This is a genomic window from Mesorhizobium sp. M1399, assembly GCF_040317735.1.
Lineage (GTDB): Bacteria > Pseudomonadota > Alphaproteobacteria > Rhizobiales > Rhizobiaceae > Mesorhizobium.
Genome location: NZ_JAMYKZ010000006.1, coordinates 304471 through 326233, shown reverse-complemented (window position 1 = coordinate 326233; position 21763 = coordinate 304471). Strand labels below are relative to the sequence as shown.

Here is a 21763-nt window from a genome sequence, read left to right as displayed (position 1 = left end):
GCATTGCGGTACGCGAGGCTGCCTCTCCCATTTCACTCGACTTCGCGCAGCCGATATCCGACGCCGGTCTCGGTGGTGATATAACGGGGCTGGTCGGGCATCTTTTCGATCTTTTGCCTGAGTTGCCGGACATAGACCCTGAGATATTGAACGTCGGTGGAATCGCCCCAGACCTGCTTCAGCAGGAATTGGTGGGTGAGAACCTTGCCGGCGTGCTGTACGAGGATGCGGAGGATGTCGTATTCCTTCGGCGAGAGCTTTATCTCCTTGTCCTCGACCTTGACGATGCGCTTCACCAGATCGACGGAGAGGTCGCCGGTGTGGAACACCGGTTTCTCACCCTGCTGCTGGAACTTGTGGCGCAGCGCCACGCGGATGCGTGCCACAAGCTCGTTCATACCGAACGGCTTGGTGACATAATCGTCGGCGCCGAGTTCGAGGGCCGAGACGATGCCGGCCTCATCAGTGCGGCTCGAAAGAATAACCACGGGAATGTCCAGGCCATCATCCCGCCATTTGCGCAGCAGCTCATGCCCGCTCATGCCGGGCAGGCCGAGATCGAGGAGGACCAGGTCCGGCTTTTCCGTCTCCATGAGTTCAATCGCCGCGCTGGCGTTCGGCGCCTCGCTGATCGCATAGCCTTGGCTGCCGAGCCCGACGCGAAGCAGTTTCCGGATCGGCGGCTCGTCGTCGACCACCAATATCCTGACGTCCAAATTCGTCATGACAGGTGGTCCATGTTTCGATCGTCAGCATCGGGTTCACCGACATCGGGGAGTTCTGCCGGCACCGGCATTCTTATGGTGAAAACCGCGCCCGAGCGGTCGGTCCTGTTCGCCGCCGAGAGCGTCCCGCCCATCGCTTCGATGAAGCCGCGGCAAATCGACAATCCGAGCCCGGTGCCGGCACGCACCTGGTCACCCTTGCGCACACGGTAGAAAGTGTCGAAAACGCGCTCCAGGTCCGCTGGCGGAATGCCTGGTCCCTCATCCATGATCTGCAGGATGACGCTGCCATTGTCGGCCCAGGCCTGCAGGCGGATCGTCGAACCTGGCGGCGCGTATTTTGCAGCATTGTCGAGGAGATTGAACAGCACCTGCTCGAACAGAACGGGGTCGAGCCGCAACATCGGCAGATCCGATGGAATATCGGTCTCGGTCTTATGCTCGCCGACGATTTTGCGGGCCCGATGCAGGGCTGAGCCGACAATGTCGCCGACATAGTGGAATGCATAATTCGGCTCCATCGTGCCGGATTCTATCTTGGTCATGTCGAGCAGATTGGCGATGAAGCGGTTCAGCCTTTCCGATTCATCAAGCACGGTCGACAGCAGTTCCGCCCGGTCCTGCTCGGGCAGTGCGGCCTCGAAGTCCCTGAGCGTTCCGGCCGCGCCCATGATGGCGGCAAGCGGCGTTTTCAAATCGTGGGAAATGGAGGTGAGCAAGGCCGAGCGCAGACGGTCTGCCTCGGCCGCAAGCTTGGCCCGGTCAACATCGGCGACGAGCTGGATGCGCTCGATGGCGACCGCCGCCTGGTCGGCGAGCGCATCGAGCAGACGTTGCTGCTCGGGTGTCAGCAGCGGACCTTGCTTGTCGTTGTCGAGGCCGACGACGCCCACCGCCGTGCGTCCGGTCCGCAAGGGCAGATAGAGGCGTTTTGCTCCGGGCAGCGTGTCGGCGCCGCGCCCGGCGGCGCGGTTATGCTCCCACGCCCAGCGGGCTGCTGCGATGTCGGCCTCGGCCAGCGTGTCGTCGGGTGGGTAGCCGGCTTTGACCGCGATTGTGCCGTCCTCGGGCAAAAGCAGCACTACGCGCAGCTTCAGCATCAAGGCGATCTGGAAGGCAGTGGCCCATAGCACGTCGTCCAGGGTACCGGCGCCGGCGAGCTTCTTTGAAAACTGATAGATGTCTTCCGTGGCGCGCGCCCGTGAGCTGGCAGCGATCGCTTGACGCTGCACCCGCGCCGTCAGATTGCTGGCGATAACGGCGACAACAAGGAAGACGGCAAGCGCAACGATGCTCTCCGGATCCCTGATCGTCAGTGTGTAGCGCGGCTCTAGGAAAAAGTAGTTGAATGCAAGGGCGCTGACGACACAGGCGTACAACGCTGGCCAGAGCCCGCCCATTACAGCCGATGTGAGCACCGCCAGCAGAAAGACAATGGCCAGATTGCGAACGTCGAGAAACTGGTCGAGAACAGTGCTGAAGGCCAGCGAGCCCATGACATAGGCTGTAGCTAGCAGGTAGGGCCTAACCTGAAACTGCTTCTGCTCGGTTGCCGCGCTGACATTTTTCGAGGGTGCGTCGGTGCCCTGGTCGGTTCCCGAAATTACATGGACGCTGATGTTGCCGGCGTCGCGGATGAGATCATAGGTGAGCGAGCCTTCGATCAATTCGCGCCAGCGTGATCGGGTCGGCCTGCCGATCACGATATGGGTGAAGTTGTTCGCCGTCGCATGGCGAACGATGTCTTGCGCGACATTCTGACCCGGAATGGTCGTCACCTCGGCACCGAGCTGCTCGGCAAGGCGCAACTGCGTCGCCAGCCGATCCTTGTCCTCCTCGGGCATGGCGGCTGAGCGAGGGGTGTCCACATGAAGCGCCGTCCAGGGGGCACGGAGGCGGTCGGCCAGCCTGCGCGCATAGCGTATGCGAGCCGCTCCGCCAGGACGCGCGTCGACGCAGACGAGAACCCTTTCTCCGGCCGCCCACGGTCCCGGGATCGCGTGTGCCTGCATATGGTTGAGCAACTGCTCATCGACCCGCTGGGCGGTGCGGCGAAGCGCCAACTCCCTGAGCGCCGTCAGATTGCCCGGCGAGAAATAGTTCTCGATGGCGCGCTGGGCGGTGTTGGGGAAGTAGACCTTGCCTTCCTCCAGCCGCTTGATCAGGTCGTCGGGGGTGAGGTCGATGATCTCGACATCGTCGGCTTGATCGATGATGGAGTCGGGGACGGTTTCACGCACCCTGACGCGTGTGATCTGGGCCACGACGTCGTTCAGGCTTTCGACGTGCTGGATGTTCAGTGTCGTGTAGACATCGATCCCGTGCGTCAGGATTTCCTGGACGTCGAGGTAGCGCTTGGGGTGGCGGCTGCCGGCGACGTTGGTGTGGGCGAGTTCGTCGACCAGAACCAGCGCCGGGCGCCGGGCGAGGATGGCGTCGAGATCCATCTCCTCCAGGATCCGCCCCTTGTAATCGATCTCAAGGCGAGGAATGACCTCGTAGCCTTCGACCAGCGTCTGGGTTTCCTTGCGGCCGTGCGTCTCGACGATGCCGATCACCACGTCGACTCCGTCGGCCAGCCTGGCGCGGCCTGACATCAGCATCTCGTAGGTCTTGCCGACACCGGGAGCGGCGCCGAGAAATATCCTCAGGCGACCTCGCTCCTCCCGCTCGGCATGCTCAAGCAGCGCGTCGGGAGAGGGCCTGGTTTCGGCGGTGCGGCTGTCGTCTGGCATTAGGATCAATCATGAACGGCGCCGGCTTCGGTGTCGATCCCGGCGCCCGCCATCATTGTTTCGTGGCATCGTCCAGCGCAAGGTTGAGGGCCAGCACATTGACCACCGGCTCGCCTATAAAGCCCAATTCGCGATCCTCGACATGGCTGTCGACAAGCGATTTGATCCTGGATTCATCGACGTTCCTGGCCCTGGCCACCCTGGTGACCTGAAAATAGGCCGCATCGGGGCTGATATGCGGATCGAGGCCGCTGCCGGACGTGGTGACCAGATCCATCGGCACCGGCTGGTTCGGGTTTTCGGCCCTCAACTTTTCGGCGTCGCTCTTGATACGGTCGATCAGCTTCGGGTTAGTCGGGCCGAGATTTGAGCCGCCCGAGGCGGCGGCATTGTAACCGTCGCCGGCAGCTGACGGACGGCCATGGAAGTAGCGATCGCTGGTGAAAGTCTGGCCGATCAGCTCGGAACCGATGACCTTGCCGTTCCTCTCGATCAGGCTGCCATTGGCCTGGCCCGGAAACAGCGCCTGGGCAATGCCGGTCATGCCGATCGGATAGACCAAACCCGTCAGAACGGAGAAGAAGACGATCATGACGATAGCGGGCCTGATTTGATTGAGCATCGACGTGGTTCCTTATGCGAGACCGAGAGCAGTGATGGCCATGTCGATCACCTTGATGCCGACGAAGGGGACGATGACGCCGCCAAGGCCGTAGACAAGAAGGTTGCGGCTGAGCAGCGCACCGGCGCCGACCGCGCGGTATTTGACGCCCCTCAGCGACAGCGGGATCAGTGCAATGATGATCAGCGCGTTGAAGATGATGGCCGAGAGGATAGCGCTCTGCGGCGTCGCCAGATGCATGACATTGAGCGCTTGCAGCGGCCCGGCGGTCTGGCCCGGGGCGATGTAGAAGACGGCGAATATTGCCGGGATAATGGCAAAATACTTGGCCACGTCGTTGGCTATGGAGAAAGTGGTCAGCGAGCCACGCGTCATCAGCAGCGCCTTGCCGATTTCGACGATCTCGATCAGCTTGGTCGGATCGCTGTCGAGATCAACCATGTTGCCGGCCTCGCGCGCCGCGACCGTACCGGTGTTCATGGCGACGCCGACATCGGCCTGCGCAAGGGCCGGCGCGTCGTTGGTGCCGTCGCCGCACATGGCGACCAGCTTGCCCTTGGCCTGCTCGTCGCGGATCAGCTTCAGCTTGTCCTCGGGCGTCGCCTGGGCAAGGAAATCGTCGACGCCGGCTTCCGCCGCGATCGCCGCCGCGGTCATCGGATTGTCGCCGGTGATCATCACCGTGCGGATACCCATGCGGCGCAATTCGGCAAAACGCTCGCTGATGCCGCCCTTGACGATGTCCTTCAGATGGACGACGCCGAGCAGGCGCCCGTCGCGCTCGACCGCCAGCGGTGTGCCACCGGATTTGGCGATCTCGTCGGCGATCGCCTGGAGGTCGCGGACTGTGTCGCTGCCGGGCCGAGTACCGCCCGTGGCAACGGTCGAGAGGTTGACGTGGGCGAGCACCGCATCGACGGCGCCTTTGCGGACCGAGGAGCTCTCCAGGTCGACGCCGCTCATGCGGGTTTGCGCGGTGAAGGGCACGAAAGTCGCGTGCAAGCTTGCCATGTCGCGGGCGCGGATGGCGTATTTCTCCTTCGCCAGCACGACAATCGAGCGGCCTTCCGGTGTTTCGTCGGCAAGCGAAGCAAGCTGGGCGGCGTCGGCCAGTTCCTGTTCGGTGACGCCCCTCACCGGACGGAACGCCGTCGCCTGGCGGTTGCCCAGCGTGATGGTTCCGGTCTTGTCGAGCAGCAGCGTGTCGACGTCGCCGGCCGCTTCGACGGCGCGGCCCGACATGGCCAGTACATTGAAGCGCACCAGGCGGTCCATGCCGGCAATGCCGATGGCCGACAGCAGCGCGCCGATCGTGGTCGGGATCAAGGTGACGAACAGGGCGACCAGCACCGTCACCGAGATATAGCCGCCCGAATAGGAGGCAAAGCTTGGGATTGTAGCGGTGGCCAGCACGAAGATCAGAGTCATGCCGACGAGCAGGATGTTGAGCGCGATCTCGTTGGGTGTCTTCTGGCGCTCGGCGCCCTCGACCAACGAGATCATGCGGTCGAGGAACGTATGGCCGGCAGCCGCGGTGATGCGCACGCGGATCCAGTCGGACAAGACCTGCGTGCCGCCGGTCACCGCCGAACGGTCACCGCCGGATTCGCGGATGACCGGTGCGGATTCGCCGGTGATCGCCGCCTCGTTGACCGAAGCCACGCCTTCGACCACCTCGCCGTCCGAGGGGATGATGTCGCCGGCTTCGACGAGCACGATGTCGCCGACCTTCAGGCTGGTGCCGGGCACCAGCTTGAACTTGCTCCGATCGCCGCCGGTCAACAGCTTGGCCTGCGTCTCGGTGCGCGCCCGGCGCAGCGAGTCTGCTTGCGCCTTGCCGCGGCCTTCGGCCACCGCTTCGGCGAAATTGGCGAAAAGCACGGTGAACCACAGCCAGATGATGATCTGCAGCGTGAAGCCGAGATCACCGCCGCCGGTAACGAGATCCTTGACGAACAGCACGGTGGTGAGCGCCGAGACGACGGCGACGACGAACATCACCGGGTTTCGCACCAAGGTGCGCGGGTTCAGTTTTCTGAAGGAACCGCCGATAGCGGGCCACAGGATGCGGGTATCGATGATGCTCACGGATTTCGACTGGCTCATTTGGTGGCTCCAGTGTCGATGTTGTTGACCGGTCGATCGTGTGCCGAACGAAGGTGCGGCGGCCCGTAAGCCAGCAGCCAGATCATGATCAAGGCTGCCGCAATAGCGAGGAATGTGGACAGGGTCGGGAAAGGAGGGGGCGTTTTCTCCCCCTCCGGCTCGGAACGATGCCGGACCTTTCGAGACATGATCTTGAACCTGGGCATGGCCGTTTCAGCGTTTCAGAAGGTCTGACCGTTGATCATGGCCAGGTGCTCGACGATCGGTCCGACCGCGAGGGCCGGGAAGAAAGTCAGGCCACCGACGATCAGGATGACACCGACCAGCAGCCCGACGAAGAGCGGCCCGTCGGTCGGGAAGGTGCCGGCGGAGGCAGGGACGGTCTTCTTCGCCACCAGCGAGCCAGCAATCGCCAGCGCCGGAATAATGACCAGGAAGCGGCCCATCAGCATGCCGATGCCGAGCGTCATATTGTACCAGGGCGTGTTGCCGCTGAGGCCGCCAAAGGCGGAGCCATTGTTCGCCGCGGCCGAGGTGTAGGCATAGAGGACTTCGGAGAAACCGTGCGGGCCGGTGTTGGCGATGGAAGCAACACCGGTCGGCAGCACCACCGCGATAGCGGTGAAGATCAGCATTGCCAGCGGCAGGCAGAGGACGGCAAGCATCGCCATCTTGACCTCCTTGGCCTCGATCTTCTTGCCGAGATATTCGGGCGTGCGTCCGACCATCAGCCCGGCAACGAAGACGGCGATCACGATGAACATCAGGATACCGTAGAAGCCGGCCCCGACGCCGCCGACAATGACCTCGCCGAGCTGCATGTTGATGATGGGGATCATGCCGCCGAGTGCGGTGAAGCTGTCATGCATGGCGTTGACCGCGCCGCAGGACGCGGCGGTGGTGATGACGGCAAACAGTGCCGACAGAGCGATGCCGAAGCGGCTTTCCTTGCCCTCCATGTTGCCGCCGTCGATGCCCAGCGCATGGACGAGCGGATTGCCGGCGGCCTCGGCCCAGTAGCAGACGGCAACGCCGGCGATGAACAGCACGCCCATCGCCGACAGAATTGCCCAGCCCTGGCGCTGGTTGCCGACCATGCGACCGAAGACATTGGTTAGCGCCGCGCCGAAGGCGAAGATCGTCACCATCTGGATCAGGTTCGAGATCGCGTCGGGATTTTCGAAGGGATGCGCTGCATTGGCGTTGAAGAAGCCGCCGCCATTGGTGCCGAGCATCTTGATGGCAACCTGCGAAGCGACCGGCCCGACCGCGATCGTCTGTTGCGCGCCTTCCAGCGTCGTCGCGTTGACGTAAGCACCAACCGTCTGCGGCATACCGAGATAGACATAGACAAGCGTCAACACGATGCAGAACGGCACAAGCAGATAGAGCGTGCAGCGGGTCATATCGACCCAGAAATTGCCGATCGATTTGCCTGAGGCTCTAGCAAAACCGCGGATCAGTGCGACCGCGATGGCGATGCCGGTCGCGGCCGACAGAAAGTTCTGCACGGTCAAGCCGGCCATCTGCACGAGATAGGACATCGTGCTTTCGCCGCCGTAGTTCTGCCAGTTGGTGTTGGTCATGAAGCTGGCGGCGGTGTTGAAGGCAAGCCCAGGTTCGACGGCGGTCATGCCGGCCGGATTGTAGGGCAGGCCGCCTTGCAGCCGCTGCAGGAAATAGAGCGCCAGGAAGCCGGCCAGGTTAACGAACAGCAGGGCCGCCGCATAGGAGGTCCAGTGCTGCTCCTCGCGCTCGCTGGTCCCGGACATACGGTAGAGCCCGCGCTCGAGCGGGGCCAGAATTGGCGACAGGAATGTGCGCTCGCCGCTGAAAACGCGATGCATGTAGCCGCCGAGCGGCTTGGCCAGCAAAACGACGATCCCGCAATAGACGAGGATCTGCAGCCATCCGTTGATTGTCATGGGGTTGGCTCCTTGCCAGCGGAGATCAGAAGCGTTCCGGGCGAACGAGGGCGTATGTCAGGTAAGCGAGAAGGAACAGGGTCACGGCGCCGCCGAGGATATAGTCGAAGAGCATGTTTCGATCCCCTAAACTTACAGCCCGTCGCAGGCTTTGATGTAACCGAAGCATAGAGCAAAGAACGAGATTCCTATCCCGACAACAATGATGTCCATCGTGCAATTTCCTATATTGAGTTTGTTCTTTTCAACTTGGACAAAACTGTCCAAGCCCGCTCACCGCTTCACATCGGCGGCCGGATACATCGCTCTGCCGAATATGGATCAAAGTGCCATAAAGGTTCGAGACGGGACGCGGAGCAAAGAAATCAAAATCCCATAAGGATTTCGCCGCCTCGGCGCTGGCCACAGCTTCAGGGGGAGGTGCGCACCGGCGCGCGAAGCTGCCGGGGATCAGTCTGCGCGGGTATAGATCAGAGCGTAATCGTCCGCATAGGCCCGCTTCCAGCCCAGTTCGTCGAAGAACGGAATGCGGCTGTCGTCGGCGGTCAACAATGCCCAGCCTATCGCATATTTCTCGAGCTGGGCTTTCAGGATCGGCTTGCCCCGGCTGTGCCCAGTCTGCTCATCCGTTTCCGTAAAGCCGTTCAGGAAGAGCTGATCCGCCCGGCCGTCGATAAACGTCTTGATGCCATGGAAAATCAGCGTGCCGCCGAAATTGTAGGAATTCAGCAGATTGCCTGACAGATTATGGGCTTGGGCGAAGGCCAGCGCATCCCTCGCCGAAGTCTTCTGGCTCGGCACGACCGGATAGGCCAGGAAGACCGCGGCCGCCAAAACCAGCAAAACGGCAAGTCCAGCGCAAATTCTGGAAAATTGCCGCGCGAAAAATTGTTCAAGTCCGTCGCGCTTTTCCGCGGCCCATGTAGGGGCTGAAAGCGCTGGATATTGTTGCGCAACCTCGACGGCAAGGACGACCGGGACAAGAAGAAAGAACAGGTACATGAACCGTATGTGGGTGAGATAGACGTGCAAGGTGAAGACAAGGAACAGCGCCTTGGCCCAGCCAATACGCAATCTCGACACGAGCAGCCCGAAAAACGCCACCAGCAGGGCCACCTCCTGGAGGGTATGCCGCGAGGCGTCGAAGGGTTGCCACTCCGCAATGTAAGGCACCGCCTCATTGCCATAGGCCACGGTGAATGTGGCGAGTATGGCCTTGACGCCATAGGGATTGAGCAGGCTGACCAGCGGGCAAAGCAGCCCGAAAGCGATCCACTTGGCCAGCAGCCGGGAGTTCGACAAGCGCGTGCGCATGACGAGATCGAGGCCGGCGAAGGCGGCGATAATGAAACCGAAGGTGAAGGTGGCATGGAGATTGGCCCACAGGCAAAGCAGCGCCAGCAGCCATAGAGGCGGCGCTTTCTCGTTGCGTGCGGCTTGGAAAAGACCGGCGGTCCAGACGACGATAATGGGCAAGGTAAAGATGTGGGGTCGGGCGACATAGATTGGCCCGATCAAGAGCGCGAGCACCAGTGTCAGTGCTATCGCCAGCGTCGGCTTCAACGACGCGCTGAGATACCACGACGTCAAGAAGGCCGTCAGCGCGATTACCGCAGTCGCCAGCAGTACCACGCCGTTCCAGCCGCCGGCTTCGAAGGCAAGGGCAAGGAGAACCTGGCTAAGCCATTCCTTGGCGATCCATGGCTGGCCGGCAAAAGTGTAGGAGTAAATGTCGACGGAGGGGAATGTGCGGCTTGCCAGCATATCCATGCCGACCTTGATGTGCCACCAGCTATCGGGATCCTGCAGGAGGGAGGTGGCAAAGGCGAGGAGCGCCGTCGCCATCACGACGGCCGCCAGCAGGCAAAACACCAACCTCACATGCCGTATGTCGTCTATCGACGGCCTCGCCTCACCAGACATCCCGCGCATATGGCATCCCTGAGCCGCGATAGCGGAAGGGATAGCCCGAATTTGTTAGAAAACCGATAAGCTGCAGGATTGCGGCCACAACCCTGTGCCGCGCGTCTAACCGGCTGGGCACGTTGAGCAGCGACTACTAAGTTGCGGGTGAGGGGCAGACCTCCGGCCGTTCAGCCCTCGGCCTTGAAGTTCTTGGCTTCCTTCTCGACTTTCGGGCTGTCCTTGCCGTGCTTGCGCATCAGATCCTTCGCCTGCTTCGGCGAAACGTCGGTGGTTTCGGCCAGGTGCAGAGCCTTCTTTTCGTCCGGATCGCGCGTCTTGCGGTCGGCCATTGCGGTTTTCTTGTTAGCCATTACGACGCTCTTATGCTCTCGGCGATTTCGTTCAGCACCTTGCGGTCGGTGCCGTGGCGCTTGATCAGCGTGCGTGCCTGATCAGGGGTAATGCCCGCTTCCTCGGCGAAATGGCGTACCTCATAGTCTTCGCCGCCCGCCACTCGTGAGCGGTCGCGACTGTCGGTCCTGGTTTTGTCGTCGGCCATGGCAGCTCTCCTCATCTCAACGAGAGCATAACGGGCAAGATTTCAGCGAGTTCCTTCGAGCGTGTCGCCCAGTTGCCTACCCTCGGGCATGACCCGACATGAGCGGCGGTTTTTGCTCAAAGCAAGGGCACGGCGCCAGGCTGGCCTTCGCGCACAAAAAGGCTCGCTTCCTTGGCCGCACCAGTAAATTTCCGCCGCGCGCTGCCAACCGCCCGCCACTGCTCCTGGGCGCAGCCTGGTATTCGTTGCGGATTGCTAAGGGTAGCGATGGTCGAACACGACCCCCATGGTCCTACCAACGGCCGTCATGACGATAATCTCGACCAGATCGTCGTCACTGTCACCGCAGGCCGGGGCCGTCCGGCGAACGATGTCCAGCATCGCCCTCGTCGATATGGTGTCGCCGGCGCCGAATCTTGAAAGCGCAGATGAAACAAGCTCTTGGGCCGTCAAGTCGGCGACAGTCACCCTCTGCACCACGTTCATTGGCTTCCTCCCACCATGAACCCTCTCCCGCGAGAATGATACGCCGAACGTCGGGTTTCGCCAGCGAAATGGTGGTCCTACCAGCGCGCGGGGCAGCGACCGAAATCGTCGGTTTTGCGTGAGGCAATCCAGGCGCGAGGCGGCAGCACTTTTGTGCCATGCGACTTCGCCACAGACCCATCCCGGCGGCCGGGATGGGTCTCAATTTATTTACTTGGCAGTTTGATTGCTTGGCAGTCGGGTCTGCTCGGTTGCGGTCGAAGTCAGCGCAGCAAGAACCACGGTGCGGGCAGGACCAGGACGGTTCTTCGTTTCACGGAACACCGGTCTGTCTTTTTTGTTTGACGCAATTCCGGATGGAAAACCGTTCACACGTTTTCCTGGAATTGCTTGTCTTATGACTCTAGGCGGCCAGATCGCTCGGAAGCTTGCCGCCATTCTCGACCAGCTTTTTCATCAGTGCATCATGCAGCCACAGATTCATCGTTACGGTGTCGTTCATGTCGCCGGTGTAGTTCAGCTCGTGAGCAAGCTCCTTGCGGGCGCCGAGGCTGCTATCGATATTCAGAGCCTTCATCAGGTCGACGATCGAATTCTTCCAGTTGAGCTTTTGCCCTTTCGCGGCCACCGCCTTGTCGAGAATGGCAGCGATGTCAGGAGCAGAGGACGGCGCGGATGGCGTTGCCGGAGCCGGGGTTGCAGCCGGGTCGGGTCGGGTAGGCGCCGTCGGCTGGGTGGCCGTGCTCGAAGCAGGCGCGGGAGACGGTTGCGCCGGCGGCGCTTCGGCCGCAACCGCGTTTCCGAAAATCGCACCTTTGATACTGTCGAAAATGCCCATTGCTATCTCCTGGGTTGCCTTCACGGTGTGTTGCCTTGACGGTCGGTGAGGCGACCGTTGCCGAATTCGCATTGAGCGCCCTGGTTGTACCGGACCACGAACGCAACGCAGGGGCAACTCCAAACTGGCTGAAAGGTAAAGGCTTGGTTGCATGGTGAAAATCGGCTCAGTGATCCGATCCCAGAGTAGAATGGTCAGATCGCGGCACGACAAATAGTTACGCGCAATGGGCGAGGAAACGGTTGGCAGCCAGATTTGCTGACGCAGACCAGAAAAATCATCTAGATTCGTGTTCGCCATTCGCTGAGAGGAACGAAGCCATGACAGCAGTCGTCGCATCCGACAGGCTCGAACGTTCGCTGGTTTGGGCAGAGGACGATCCGTCGGTCAAATGGGCCGGCGCTTTCGCGGTTTACGGCGGGCACGGCACCACCCAGTCCTCAGTCATTGTCTACGAGATCGAGCCCGGCAAGCGGCTCGGCTGGCACACCGACGCCACCGAGGAGACGCAATACATCATCGCCGGCACCGGCGAGCTGCACATCGAGGGCGGCAGCATCCACCCGGTCAGGCCCGGCAGCGTCCTGGTACTTCCGACGCCGGTCCGGCACGACCTCGTCAACACCGGCACCGAAACCCTGCGCGCCGTCGCTTTCTTTGCGGCGGCGATGTTCACGCAGACATTCGACGACGTCATGCTGCCGCCGAAATCCCATGTCCTCGGCACGCCCAATCGCGCAGGCTGAACGCGTGCCAGCGGGAATCATCCGGCCTGCGGATTGCGGACTTGGAGCTGAGATGAGCGCGCGCGCGGCCGGCAAGCGGTTCGGCGTCGTTACGCGCCTGTGTCACGGGCGGACCGGCTGATGGCGCCCGTCAAGGTCGACCCGGCCAAGGTGCGCGAGTTCAGGGATGCCGAAAGCTTCCATGCCTGGCTTGGCGAGCATCACGACAGCGAGGACGAAGTCTGGATCAAGATCCATAAGCGCGATTCGGGGCTGCCATCGATCACGCCGAAGCAAGCCATCGACGTGGCGTTATGCTGGGGCTGGATCGATGCGGTGCGCAAGGCCCTGGACGGCAAAAGCTATTTGCAGCGTTATACCCCGCGCGGCAAGAAGAGCACCTGGAGCCAGATCAACGTCGACAATGTCGCCCGGCTGATCGAGGAGGGCCGGATGACCGAGCATGGGCTGAGGCAGGCCGAGGCAGCCAAGGCCGACGGCCGCTGGGCGCGCGCCTATAGGAGCGGCAAGGAAATGAAGATCCCCGACGACCTCCAGGCGGCAATAGACGCCGAGCCCAAGGCGAAAGAGATGCTGGCGAAGCTCAGCGAGCAAAACCGCTTCGCGCTCGCCTTCCGCACCCACAACATGAAGACCGAAGCCGGACGCAAGAAGAAGATCGCGGCGTTCGTGGAGATGCTGAAGCGCGGCGAGACCATCCATCCGCAACGAAAACGCGATTCTGGCTGAACATTCTGACCGCGCTTGTCTCCCGCATCTTGTGCTTGTCCCGAATGCGGCCGGATCGCTGCTCAGCCTTCGATCCTGGCGATGTCGCCGACGATTGTTTTCGGCGAGCGTCGCCTGACATTTCGACAACATCTCTCATTCGTTTGATCGATGCAGGAACAAAGCTCCGTCCTCACAGTCGGTATGGTATATTAGCAGGCGCTGTTATGAGGTTTTTGCCCGTTCAGGAGCCGACTGGCACGTGGGCCGTGTTTGATGCGACCGTGGACGTGCCTGCGGATTTCGCGGGCAGTTGCCTTATCGGCTTGCCGCGGGAGCGGGCGGAGTGGCTCGCAGCAAGAGCCAATCGAGATGCTGCAAAAGGCACTTCGACTTGGCGGTTGTCAGCTGCCGGACCGGCAAAAGCCGCGGTTCTTAGACTTAGACCGTTAGGAGAGATTTCGATGATGCACGAACAGGTAATGGAAGCTGCGTTGGCAGCCAGAAATCAGGAAGTGGATATTTGTGGTGTCTTCGACATCACCAACAAAACCGATGCGCCAATTGGCTCTCGCCGATTGGGCGAGGCTATCCACTTTGTCGCCAATGCACCTATCGTTGGCTATGATGTTCACGCCGCCGTCATCCGATATGGCCCACTCGGAACCCCCAGCCTCAGAGCAACAGATTGCACACAGCTGTGGGAGAAGTTTGGCGAGGCCTTGCTGCAACACTGACGGGCTGACCTTTGGCGCGTATGGCACCACCATCGTGCAGGACACTTCCCTTGTGAGAACGACGTGGAAGCCTGGCGGGTGATATTGCAATCAAATTAGCGTGAGCGCATATTTTTTACCGGCTGGACTCGCAACCGGCCAGGCCCGGCGGCCGGCCGCCAACGGGCCGTCAGGCCGCCAACAAATGGTTCGGCAGGCCCGACGTCCCCCCTTGGCAAGGTCGCCGGAAACAAAGCATGATGCGGCGGCAAAACGGGTTTGGGAGAATGACATGCCTAAGGTTTCGGAGCTCTTTTTCAAGACAGCCATCGTCTTTCTTATTCTGGGAATTGCAGCTGGCCTGCAGATGGCAATTTCAGGCGATCACGGCGCGTTTCCGGCTCACGCGCACATCAACCTGCTGGGATGGGTCACTAGTGCAATATTCGGCGGCTACTATGCGCTGAACCCGGCGAAGGCTGCCCGCAGGACGGCGATGATCCACTATGGCGTGTACAATCTCGGCCTGGTCGTGATGTTGCCGGCGCTTTACCTGATGCTGCAGGGAAATCCGGCGCTCGAGCCGATCGTCGCCACCGGCTCAATGATTGTCGCTGTCGCCGTGCTGATCTTTGCCTTCGTGGTTTTCTCCGGCGAAACAGAGCGCTCGGTCTCGGGAATACAAGCGGTTCCGCGCTAGACGCGTAGCGACACTAACGAACCTGTCGAAGCCCGCGCTCTGGTGGAGCGCGGGTCGTTCGGCTTGTGGGCTGATCTGGGGTAAGGGGTGCGGCGCAGATGGAGCCGCTCAGTAGCGATCCTTCGCGCCCTCTGCAAATTACGAATTACGGTGACAGTGCACCATTTTCTTTTTCCCGCCTGTCGCGTTTCCCAATTTCACTGCTCTTTCCGGTTTGCTCGGCAATCACGGTCGAGAAGTGCTTCGCTGCCCATCGGTTGCACGACATCGGCGGCGCGGTAATGCAAGTCGAGCCATGCGTTCAATTTACGCACAGCGACAGCCGAGCAAACATGACAAATAGTGCACTGTCACCGTAATTCTGTCGCCGTAATTCAAAGTGCACTGTCACCGTAATTCAAACGTCCGCTTGCTGACCCTTAGCTGACTCTCACAAGCTTCTTGCAAAGTGCAATGTTGTACGGAACGCATCCTTGCGACCCAAAGAAATGCCGCGCGTCGAGATTGGCTGCCCAGATGCCATAGCAATTTCGTCGAAACCTTCGCAAGCAGCTCGCTGTTCAACATGGCACATCAAAGCTGCGGCAACTCCACGACGACGAGCTTCCGGCATAACCGAGATGTGGTGCACATAGATCAGGGGCCGAGGGAAAGTGAACGGCGTTTCTGGCAGCGACTGAATTTCAAACCAGACGTAGCCGACTGGAGCACGATCAATCTCAGCAATCGCGATCGAGCTCTTCGGATCAGCCAGCCTCGCTGCGAAAAATGTCCTCACCGCAGACGGATCGGCTGCCTGTTTGAAAACGTCTGGATGCAATTCAGCATGGAGACTCTGAACCACCTGATTGAGCCGAACGAGCGCGTCAAAGTCTGCCTCCGAGGCAGCCCGGATTTCCACTGACATTGAGACACCTCCCCGTTTGTAGACGACGCTGCGACGGTGATGTCTTTCTGTCAACGAACGTCGGTCTTCCACCCATCTCGGCCATTGGCGGAGTTTTGACCCTAGTGATTAGTAGGCTGGTTAGTAGGCTACTAACCGAACCTTACCAAACGCCCGGAAAATAAAGGGTTTCTCGGGATTAGCTGGCGGAGAGAGCGGGATTCGAACCCGCGTTACGGTCTCCCGTAAACACACTTTCCAGGCGTGCGCCTTCAACCACTCGGCCACCTCTCCGTCCTTTTAGCATCTTCGACGCGGCCGGTTTCGCCGTGCGGGTTGGGGAGATGCATCTCCTTTGGGATTCCGGCCCGGAATTCCGGCCGTGGGCGCCGTCAACCAGCGGATACCCTTTCCCCGCACCCGAGCCGTCAAGCAACAGGCGCGGGGCTCATCTAGTCGATCCGGTGCCGAATGCCAAGACACTCTATTCGCTTTGCCGGACAGGGATGCTCAGCCCATGGCATCAGTGTGCTCGTTGGGCGCCTACAAACCAGTCGGCCGCGGCGTCTTCGCCGTCTGGCTCGTCAGCCGGCCCAGGTGCAAGCCGCCGGCGTAAGTTCAACTTCGCGTGTCGCGATTGCAGACGAAGCAGGTAAATCCTATTTAACAGTCCGACACGACATTCCGATAAACTCCTGGGGAGGAAGGGTCTGGATGTTTCGCTTCGTCTTTCGTCTCGCTGCAATGGTCGCGCTTTCGGTTTCGGTCATCATGGCCGTGCTCGACGCGACCCGGTCGGTGGCGGCTTCGGCGCTGGTGATGACCCCGCTCAACACCAGCTGGCTCGCCGTCTCGCCGGACACGCGCAGCGCCTTTGAAAGCTTCGTCCGCGACAAGCTCAATCCGCTGCTGTGGGACGGCGCCATCGCCTGGGTGCTCAGCCAGCCCGGCTTTGCCGTGTTCGCGGTGCTGGCCTTCGTTCTTTATGCCATCGGCTACAGGCGGCAGCGCCCCAGCGGGCGGTTCGCCGCGACCTAAAATTCCTGCGTTCCCGGATCCAGCGTTCCCCGGATCGGGGAAGGCTCAAGCAAGAAGAAAAGGAAATCGCACATGTTTCTCAGCGATATGCTGAACAAGAAGCTCAACCTGCCGAAGCCCTCCGAGGCGTTGCCCGGCCGCGACCGGCCGATCCCGACGGCATCGAAGCATTTCGTCTCGAACAGGCCGCTCAAGGGTCCCTATCCCGAAGGGCTTGAGACGGCGATGTTCGGGCTGGGCTGTTTCTGGGGTGCCGAGCGCCTGTTCTGGCAGGTCGATGGCGTCTGGGTCACGGCGGCCGGCTATGCTGGCGGCGTCACGCCCAACCCGACCTATCAGGAAACCTGCACCGGGCTCACCGGCCATGCCGAAGTCGTGCTCGTCGTCTACGATCCGAAGATCGTGTCCTATGCCGAGCTTTTGAAGCTGTTCTGGGAAAGCCACGACCCGACGCAAGGCATGCGCCAGGGCAATGATGTCGGCACCACCTACCGTTCGGCGATCTACACGTTCAACGACGCGCAACACCAGGCGGCGCTCGCTTCGCGCGATGCTTACGAGGCTTCGCTGCGCGGTGCCGGACGCGGCAAGATCACCACCGAGATCGCGCCGGCGCCGGAATTCTACTTCGCCGAGGAAGACCACCAGCAATATCTGGCGAAGAACCCCTACGGCTATTGCGGCCTGCAGGGAACCGGCGTCTCCTGCGCAATACCGGCCGCGGTCGCGCCCTTTTTTTACGCCCCTGACGCAAGTAATTTGCTGTGGCGCCGCTTGGGGGCGCCACGCTTTTCCAACAGGTCAAAATTCCACGTGAATTTTGTTTCGGGCCGTGCCAGATTGGCCCGAAGCGGGAGGAAGACACTCCTGCCTGACGCCGAATGCCTGCCGGAGAACCGGGCCGGCATGCGGTGCATAATGGACAAATAACCGACAGGGGTGTGGATCACATGAAACGTATCGTTCTCGGCCTTATGGCCGCAGCTGCAATGGTTCTTCCGGCCTTCGCCGCGGACATTCAACCCGCGATCCTCTACGATCTCGGCGGCAAGTTCGACAAGTCGTTCAACGAGGCGTCCTTCAACGGCGCCGAAAAGTTCAAGACCGAGACCGGCATCCCCTATGTGGAATTCGAGGTCAGCAACGCCACCCAGCGCGAGCAGGCGCTGCGCCGCTTCGCCGAGGATGGCCGCAATCCGATCGTCATGGCGGGCTTCTCCTGGTCGGATGCGCTTGACAAGATTGCCACGGAATTCCCCGAGACCAAATTCGCCATCATCGACATGGTCGTCGACAAGCCCAATGTCCGCTCCCTCGTCTACAAAGAGCAGGAAGGCTCCTATCTCGTCGGCGTGATGGCGGCGATGGCTTCGAAGTCGAAGAAGGTCGGCTTTATCGGCGGCATGGATATTCCGCTGATCCGCAGATTCGGCTGCGGCTTTGTCGGCGGCGCCAAAGCGGCCGGCGCCACCGACGTCATCCAGAACATGACCGGCGATACGCCCGCAGCCTGGAACGATCCCGCCAAGGGCGGCGAGATCGCCAAGACGCAGATCGACCAGGGCGCCGACGTGATCTATGCTGCGGCTGGCGGCACCGGTGTCGGTGTGCTGCAGGCGGCGGCCGACGCGGGCAAGCTCGGCATCGGTGTCGATTCCAACCAGAACGGCTTGCAGCCCGGCAAGGTGCTGACCTCCATGGTCAAGCGTGTCGACGTTGCCGTCTACAACACCTTCATGGATGCCAAGGACGGCAAGTTCACGGCCGGCATCAATGATCTCGGCCTCAAGGAAGGCGGCGTCGACTACGCCATGGACGACAACAACAAGGCGCTTGTCGACGATGCGATGAAGGCAGCGGTCGAAAAGGCCAAGGCCGACATCATCGCCGGCACCATCAAGGTGCACGACTACATGTCGGACAATGCCTGCCCGTATTGATCGACAGACATTGCTGAGCTGACGAGCCGTCGGGTGAAAGCCCGGCGGTTTTGCATTGTCAGGCCGCTCACCAGTGCGGCGGCTTGGTCACCGGCACGTCGGGTGCGGCCTGTTCCTCCAGCGCCAGGAAGCGCTCGGCCAGCGCGTCGAGCTTGCGCTGCATGCGCTCGATCACCTTCCACTGCTCGGCGATCTGGCCGGACAGTTCCTCGATGGTCTTCTCCTGCTCGGCGGCGCGGATTTCCAGCGTCGTCAGCCGGTCGTCGGGCATGGTCATTTGAATTCCTCGATCAGGCGATTGTGCAGGGTGCGGCCACGTTGGAAATTGACAAGCATGACGGGATTTGTCGAGAGTGAACCGTGCTCCGGCCAATTGGCACAGACCCAATTGGCACAGACTGGGCGTCATGCTAGGCGTTTGACCAAGCGGTAAAAAAATAACAGTGGGAACAGGCTGCATGGCGCAAGCCGCAATCGAGCTGATCGGCATCGACAAGAGCTTTGGCGCCGTGCGCGCCAACCGCGACATCAATCTGGAAATTACGCGCGGCACCATCCATGGCATCGTCGGCGAAAACGGCGCCGGCAAGTCGACGCTGATGTCGATCCTTTACGGCTTCTACCAGGCCGACAGCGGCGAAATCCGTGTCGGCGGCCAGCCGGCATCGATCAAGACACCGAACGATGCGATCGCGCTCGGCATCGGCATGGTGCATCAGCACTTCATGCTGGTCGACAATTTCTCGGTGCTGGAAAATGTCATTCTCGGCGCCGAAAGCGATGCGCTGCTGAAGAAAAGCATCGCCAAGGCGCGTTCCGAGCTGGAGCGGCTCGAGCGCGAATACGGGCTCGAAGTCGATCCGGACGCCATCATCGAGGAGTTGCCAGTCGGCCTGCAGCAACGCGTCGAAATCCTCAAGGCGCTCTATCGCGGCGCCGAGATCCTGATCCTCGACGAGCCGACGGGGGTGCTCACGCCGGCCGAGGCCGACCACCTGTTCCGTATCCTCAGGCAGCTGAAGGAGCAGGGCAAGACGATCGTGCTGATCACCCACAAGCTGCGCGAGATCATGGCGATCACCGACACGGTCTCGGTGATGCGCCAGGGCACCATGGTGGCGACACGCGAAACCAGGAAGACCACGGTCGAGGAGCTGGCCGAGCTGATGGTCGGCCGGCGCGTGCTGCTGCGCGTCGAGAAAGGCGAGGCGAAGGCCGGCGGCGTCAAGCTCGCGGTCAAGAACCTGACGGTCAAGGATTCCCGCGGCGTCACCATGGTCGACGACGTCTCCTTCGATATCCATGCCGGCGAGATCGTCGGCATTGCCGGCGTCGCCGGCAACGGACAATCCGAACTGCTCGAGGCGATTTCCGGCATCAGGCGCGCGGTTTCGGGTTCGGTCACGTTGGACGGCAAGCCGATCGACCTCACCGGCGCCGCCGATCCCGGTGAACTGCGCGAGCGCGGCCTTGCCCATGTGCCGGAGGACCGCCATCATGTCGGCCTGGTGCTGGCCTTCGAGGAGAACGAGAATTCGATCCTCGGCTACCAGGACGACGAGCGCTATCTGAAGGGGCCGTTTCTCGACATCGACGCCATCCGTAACGATGCCAGGGACAAGATCGTCAAATACGACATCCGACCGGCGGACTGCCGCCTCAAGACCGCCAATTTCTCCGGCGGCAACCAGCAGAAGATCGTGCTGGCGCGGGAAATGGAGCAGGATCCCGGCGTGCTGATCGTCGGCCAGCCGACGCGCGGCGTCGATGTCGGCGCCATCGAATTCATCCACAAGCGCCTAATCGCGATGCGCGACCAGGGCAAGGCGGTGCTGGTGGTTTCGGTCGAGCTCGACGAGATCCGCTCGCTTTCCGACCGCATTCTGGTGATGTTTGCCGGCCGCATCGTCGGCGAGCGCGGCCCCGACGCGACCGAGGGCGAACTCGGCCTGCTGATGGCCGGCGTCGAGCACCGGGAGGCCGCGGAATGAGCACTCCCTATGCCAAGCTGCCGGCCTGGGCCGATTATGTGCTGATCCCGCTGATCAATCTGTTCGTCGCCTTCGTCGTTGCCGGTTTCGTCGTCATATTGGTCGGCGAGAACCCGCTGCGTGCTGCGGTCATCCTGGTCGAGGGTGCCTTCGGTCGCGGCCAAGGCATCGCGTTCACGCTTTTCTATGCCACCACCTTCATCTTCAGCGGGCTGTCGGTGGCGGTTGCGGCGCATTGCGGCCTGTTCAACATCGGTGGCGAGGGCCAGGGCTATATCGCCGGTCTCGGTATCGGCATCGTTTGCCTGGCCTTCGACAGCGTGCTGCCTTGGTGGCTGACCTTCCCGATCGCCATTATCGCCGCCGCGGCGATGGGCGCGCTGTGGGCGCTGATCCCGGCCTATCTGCAGGCCAAGCGCGGCTCGCACATCGTCATCACCACCATCATGTTCAATTTCATCGCCGCCAGCGTCATGGTCTATGCGCTGGTGGGCATGCTGAAGCCGCCCGGCTCGATGGCGCCGCAGACGCGCACCTTCCTCGAAGGCGCACAATTGCCGAAGCTCAACTGGATCATCGAATTGTTCGGCGCCAAAATCCGTTCGGCGCCGTTCAACGTCAGCTCGCTGCTGGCGCTGGCCATGGCCTTTCTGGTGTGGGTCCTGATCTGGCGCACCAAGCTCGGCTACGAGATGCGTACCTACGGCCACAGCCCGAAAGCGGCGCGCTATGCCGGGATTTCGGAAATCCGCATCATCATCATTGCGATGATGATCTCGGGCGCGCTGGCCGGCATGATGGCGCTCAACCCGACGATGGGCGACCAGCACAATGTCGCGCTCGAATTCGTTTCGGGCGCCGGTTTCGTCGGCATCGCGGTGGCGCTGATGGGGCGACTGCACCCGGTCGGCATCGTGCTTGCCGCAATCCTGTTCGGCATGCTCTACCAGGGCGGCGCCGAGCTCGCCTTCGAGATGCCGGCGATCAGCCGCGACATGATCGTCATCATCCAGGGCCTGGTCATCCTGTTCGCCGGCGCGCTCGAGCATATGTTCCGGCCCTATGTCCAGGCGCTGTTCGCCTCGCTCAGCCCGAGATCGGTCGGCATGGAAGCGGTCAAGGGGAAGGGCGCCTGAG

21 protein-coding genes, 1 tRNA gene and 1 pseudogene are annotated in these 21763 nt (G+C 61.5%); 9 read left to right on the top strand and 14 right to left on the bottom strand.

Annotated elements, in window-relative coordinates:
- Positions 1–32 precede the first annotated feature (32 nt).
- The 11 genes from NKH05_RS13050 to NKH05_RS13000 form a co-directional block, all read right to left on the bottom strand.
- The gene (locus tag NKH05_RS13050; protein WP_023718987.1) at positions 33–725 is read right to left on the bottom strand and encodes a response regulator transcription factor; all 693 of its coding nucleotides are present in this window, start codon (positions 723–725) and stop codon (positions 33–35) included.
- A complete protein-coding gene (locus NKH05_RS13045; protein ID WP_353025498.1) occupies positions 722–3460 on the bottom strand; it encodes a DUF4118 domain-containing protein in 2739 nt (912 codons plus the stop codon). Before NKH05_RS13045 ends, NKH05_RS13050 begins: the two co-directional genes overlap by 4 nt.
- Positions 3461–3512: 52 nt before the next feature.
- Positions 3513–4082, bottom strand: coding sequence for a potassium-transporting ATPase subunit KdpC (kdpC, locus tag NKH05_RS13040; RefSeq protein ID WP_023718989.1), 570 nt, complete (start codon positions 4080–4082; stop codon positions 3513–3515).
- Positions 4083–4094: 12 nt separating this feature from the next.
- Positions 4095–6188 (bottom strand): potassium-transporting ATPase subunit KdpB, encoded by a 2094-nt coding sequence (gene kdpB / locus NKH05_RS13035; RefSeq protein WP_352483573.1) that lies wholly within the window; start codon positions 6186–6188, stop codon positions 4095–4097.
- Between the two features lie 221 nt (positions 6189–6409).
- On the bottom strand, positions 6410–8113 hold the full coding sequence (gene kdpA / locus NKH05_RS13030) for a potassium-transporting ATPase subunit KdpA (protein ID WP_353025495.1): 1704 nt from the start codon (positions 8111–8113) through the stop codon (positions 6410–6412).
- 25 nt (positions 8114–8138) lie between these two features.
- Positions 8139–8228 (bottom strand): K(+)-transporting ATPase subunit F, encoded by a 90-nt coding sequence (locus NKH05_RS13025; RefSeq protein ID WP_023675300.1) that lies wholly within the window; start codon positions 8226–8228, stop codon positions 8139–8141.
- Positions 8229–8563: 335 nt separating this feature from the next.
- Positions 8564–10045: a hypothetical protein gene (locus tag NKH05_RS13020; protein WP_352495474.1), complete on the bottom strand. Its 1482-nt coding sequence runs from the start codon at positions 10043–10045 to the stop codon at positions 8564–8566.
- A 161-nt stretch (positions 10046–10206) separates the two neighbouring features.
- On the bottom strand, positions 10207–10389 hold the full coding sequence (locus tag NKH05_RS13015; protein ID WP_036244723.1) for a hypothetical protein: 183 nt from the start codon (positions 10387–10389) through the stop codon (positions 10207–10209).
- Complete coding sequence (locus NKH05_RS13010) at positions 10389–10577, bottom strand: DUF3606 domain-containing protein (RefSeq protein ID WP_023718995.1); 189 nt, start codon at positions 10575–10577, stop codon at positions 10389–10391. The genes NKH05_RS13015 and NKH05_RS13010 overlap by 1 nt, the downstream gene beginning before the upstream one ends.
- Before the next feature lie 255 nt (positions 10578–10832).
- Positions 10833–11063: a hypothetical protein gene (locus tag NKH05_RS13005; protein ID WP_023718996.1), complete on the bottom strand. Its 231-nt coding sequence runs from the start codon at positions 11061–11063 to the stop codon at positions 10833–10835.
- A gap of 403 nt (positions 11064–11466) precedes the next feature.
- Positions 11467–11901, bottom strand: a complete 435-nt coding sequence (locus NKH05_RS13000; protein ID WP_352483570.1) for a DUF3597 domain-containing protein — start codon at positions 11899–11901, stop codon at positions 11467–11469.
- Positions 11902–12221: 320 nt separating this feature from the next.
- Between NKH05_RS13000 and NKH05_RS12995 the strand changes: the two genes are divergently transcribed.
- From NKH05_RS12995 to NKH05_RS12980, 4 genes are all read left to right on the top strand, one after another.
- Positions 12222–12647 carry a cupin domain-containing protein gene (locus NKH05_RS12995; RefSeq protein WP_031194003.1) on the top strand — a complete coding sequence of 142 codons (426 nt, stop codon included), beginning with the start codon at positions 12222–12224 and terminating at the stop codon, positions 12645–12647.
- 120 nt (positions 12648–12767) lie between these two features.
- Positions 12768–13376, top strand: coding sequence for a YdeI/OmpD-associated family protein (locus NKH05_RS12990; protein ID WP_023718999.1), 609 nt, complete (start codon positions 12768–12770; stop codon positions 13374–13376).
- A 443-nt stretch (positions 13377–13819) separates the two neighbouring features.
- Complete coding sequence (locus NKH05_RS12985; RefSeq protein WP_031194005.1) at positions 13820–14092, top strand: hypothetical protein; 273 nt, start codon at positions 13820–13822, stop codon at positions 14090–14092.
- A 271-nt stretch (positions 14093–14363) separates the two neighbouring features.
- Complete coding sequence (locus tag NKH05_RS12980; RefSeq protein WP_023719001.1) at positions 14364–14771, top strand: heme-copper oxidase family protein; 408 nt, start codon at positions 14364–14366, stop codon at positions 14769–14771.
- A gap of 430 nt (positions 14772–15201) precedes the next feature.
- Here the strand turns inward: NKH05_RS12980 and NKH05_RS12975 are convergent, their stop codons facing one another.
- Together NKH05_RS12975 and NKH05_RS12970 are read right to left on the bottom strand one after the other, a co-directional pair.
- The gene (locus NKH05_RS12975) at positions 15202–15678 is read right to left on the bottom strand and encodes a GNAT family N-acetyltransferase (RefSeq protein ID WP_353025494.1); all 477 of its coding nucleotides are present in this window, start codon (positions 15676–15678) and stop codon (positions 15202–15204) included.
- Between the two features lie 183 nt (positions 15679–15861).
- Positions 15862–15951, bottom strand: a tRNA-Ser gene (locus tag NKH05_RS12970).
- A gap of 420 nt (positions 15952–16371) precedes the next feature.
- On the opposite strand from NKH05_RS12970, the gene NKH05_RS12965 reads away from it, so the two are divergent.
- The 3 genes and pseudogenes from NKH05_RS12965 (at position 16372) to NKH05_RS12955 (ending at position 18635) form a co-directional block, all read left to right on the top strand.
- On the top strand, positions 16372–16695 hold the full coding sequence (locus NKH05_RS12965) for a hypothetical protein (protein ID WP_023719002.1): 324 nt from the start codon (positions 16372–16374) through the stop codon (positions 16693–16695).
- A gap of 72 nt (positions 16696–16767) precedes the next feature.
- Positions 16768–17418, top strand: a pseudogene (gene msrA, locus NKH05_RS12960) (peptide-methionine (S)-S-oxide reductase MsrA); the annotation flags it as partial.
- 227 nt (positions 17419–17645) lie between these two features.
- Positions 17646–18635: a BMP family lipoprotein gene (locus NKH05_RS12955; RefSeq protein WP_352484655.1), complete on the top strand. Its 990-nt coding sequence runs from the start codon at positions 17646–17648 to the stop codon at positions 18633–18635.
- A 67-nt stretch (positions 18636–18702) separates the two neighbouring features.
- On the opposite strand, the gene NKH05_RS12950 is transcribed toward NKH05_RS12955, so the two are convergent.
- On the bottom strand, positions 18703–18912 hold the full coding sequence (locus tag NKH05_RS12950) for a SlyX family protein (protein ID WP_031194007.1): 210 nt from the start codon (positions 18910–18912) through the stop codon (positions 18703–18705).
- Positions 18913–19093: 181 nt separating this feature from the next.
- Between NKH05_RS12950 and NKH05_RS12945 the strand changes: the two genes are divergently transcribed.
- Both NKH05_RS12945 and NKH05_RS12940 read left to right on the top strand, forming a co-directional pair.
- The gene (locus tag NKH05_RS12945; protein WP_023719006.1) at positions 19094–20626 is read left to right on the top strand and encodes an ABC transporter ATP-binding protein; all 1533 of its coding nucleotides are present in this window, start codon (positions 19094–19096) and stop codon (positions 20624–20626) included.
- The gene (locus NKH05_RS12940; protein WP_352484653.1) at positions 20623–21762 is read left to right on the top strand and encodes an ABC transporter permease; all 1140 of its coding nucleotides are present in this window, start codon (positions 20623–20625) and stop codon (positions 21760–21762) included. The genes NKH05_RS12945 and NKH05_RS12940 overlap by 4 nt, the downstream gene beginning before the upstream one ends.
- Position 21763: the final 1 nt, after the last annotated feature.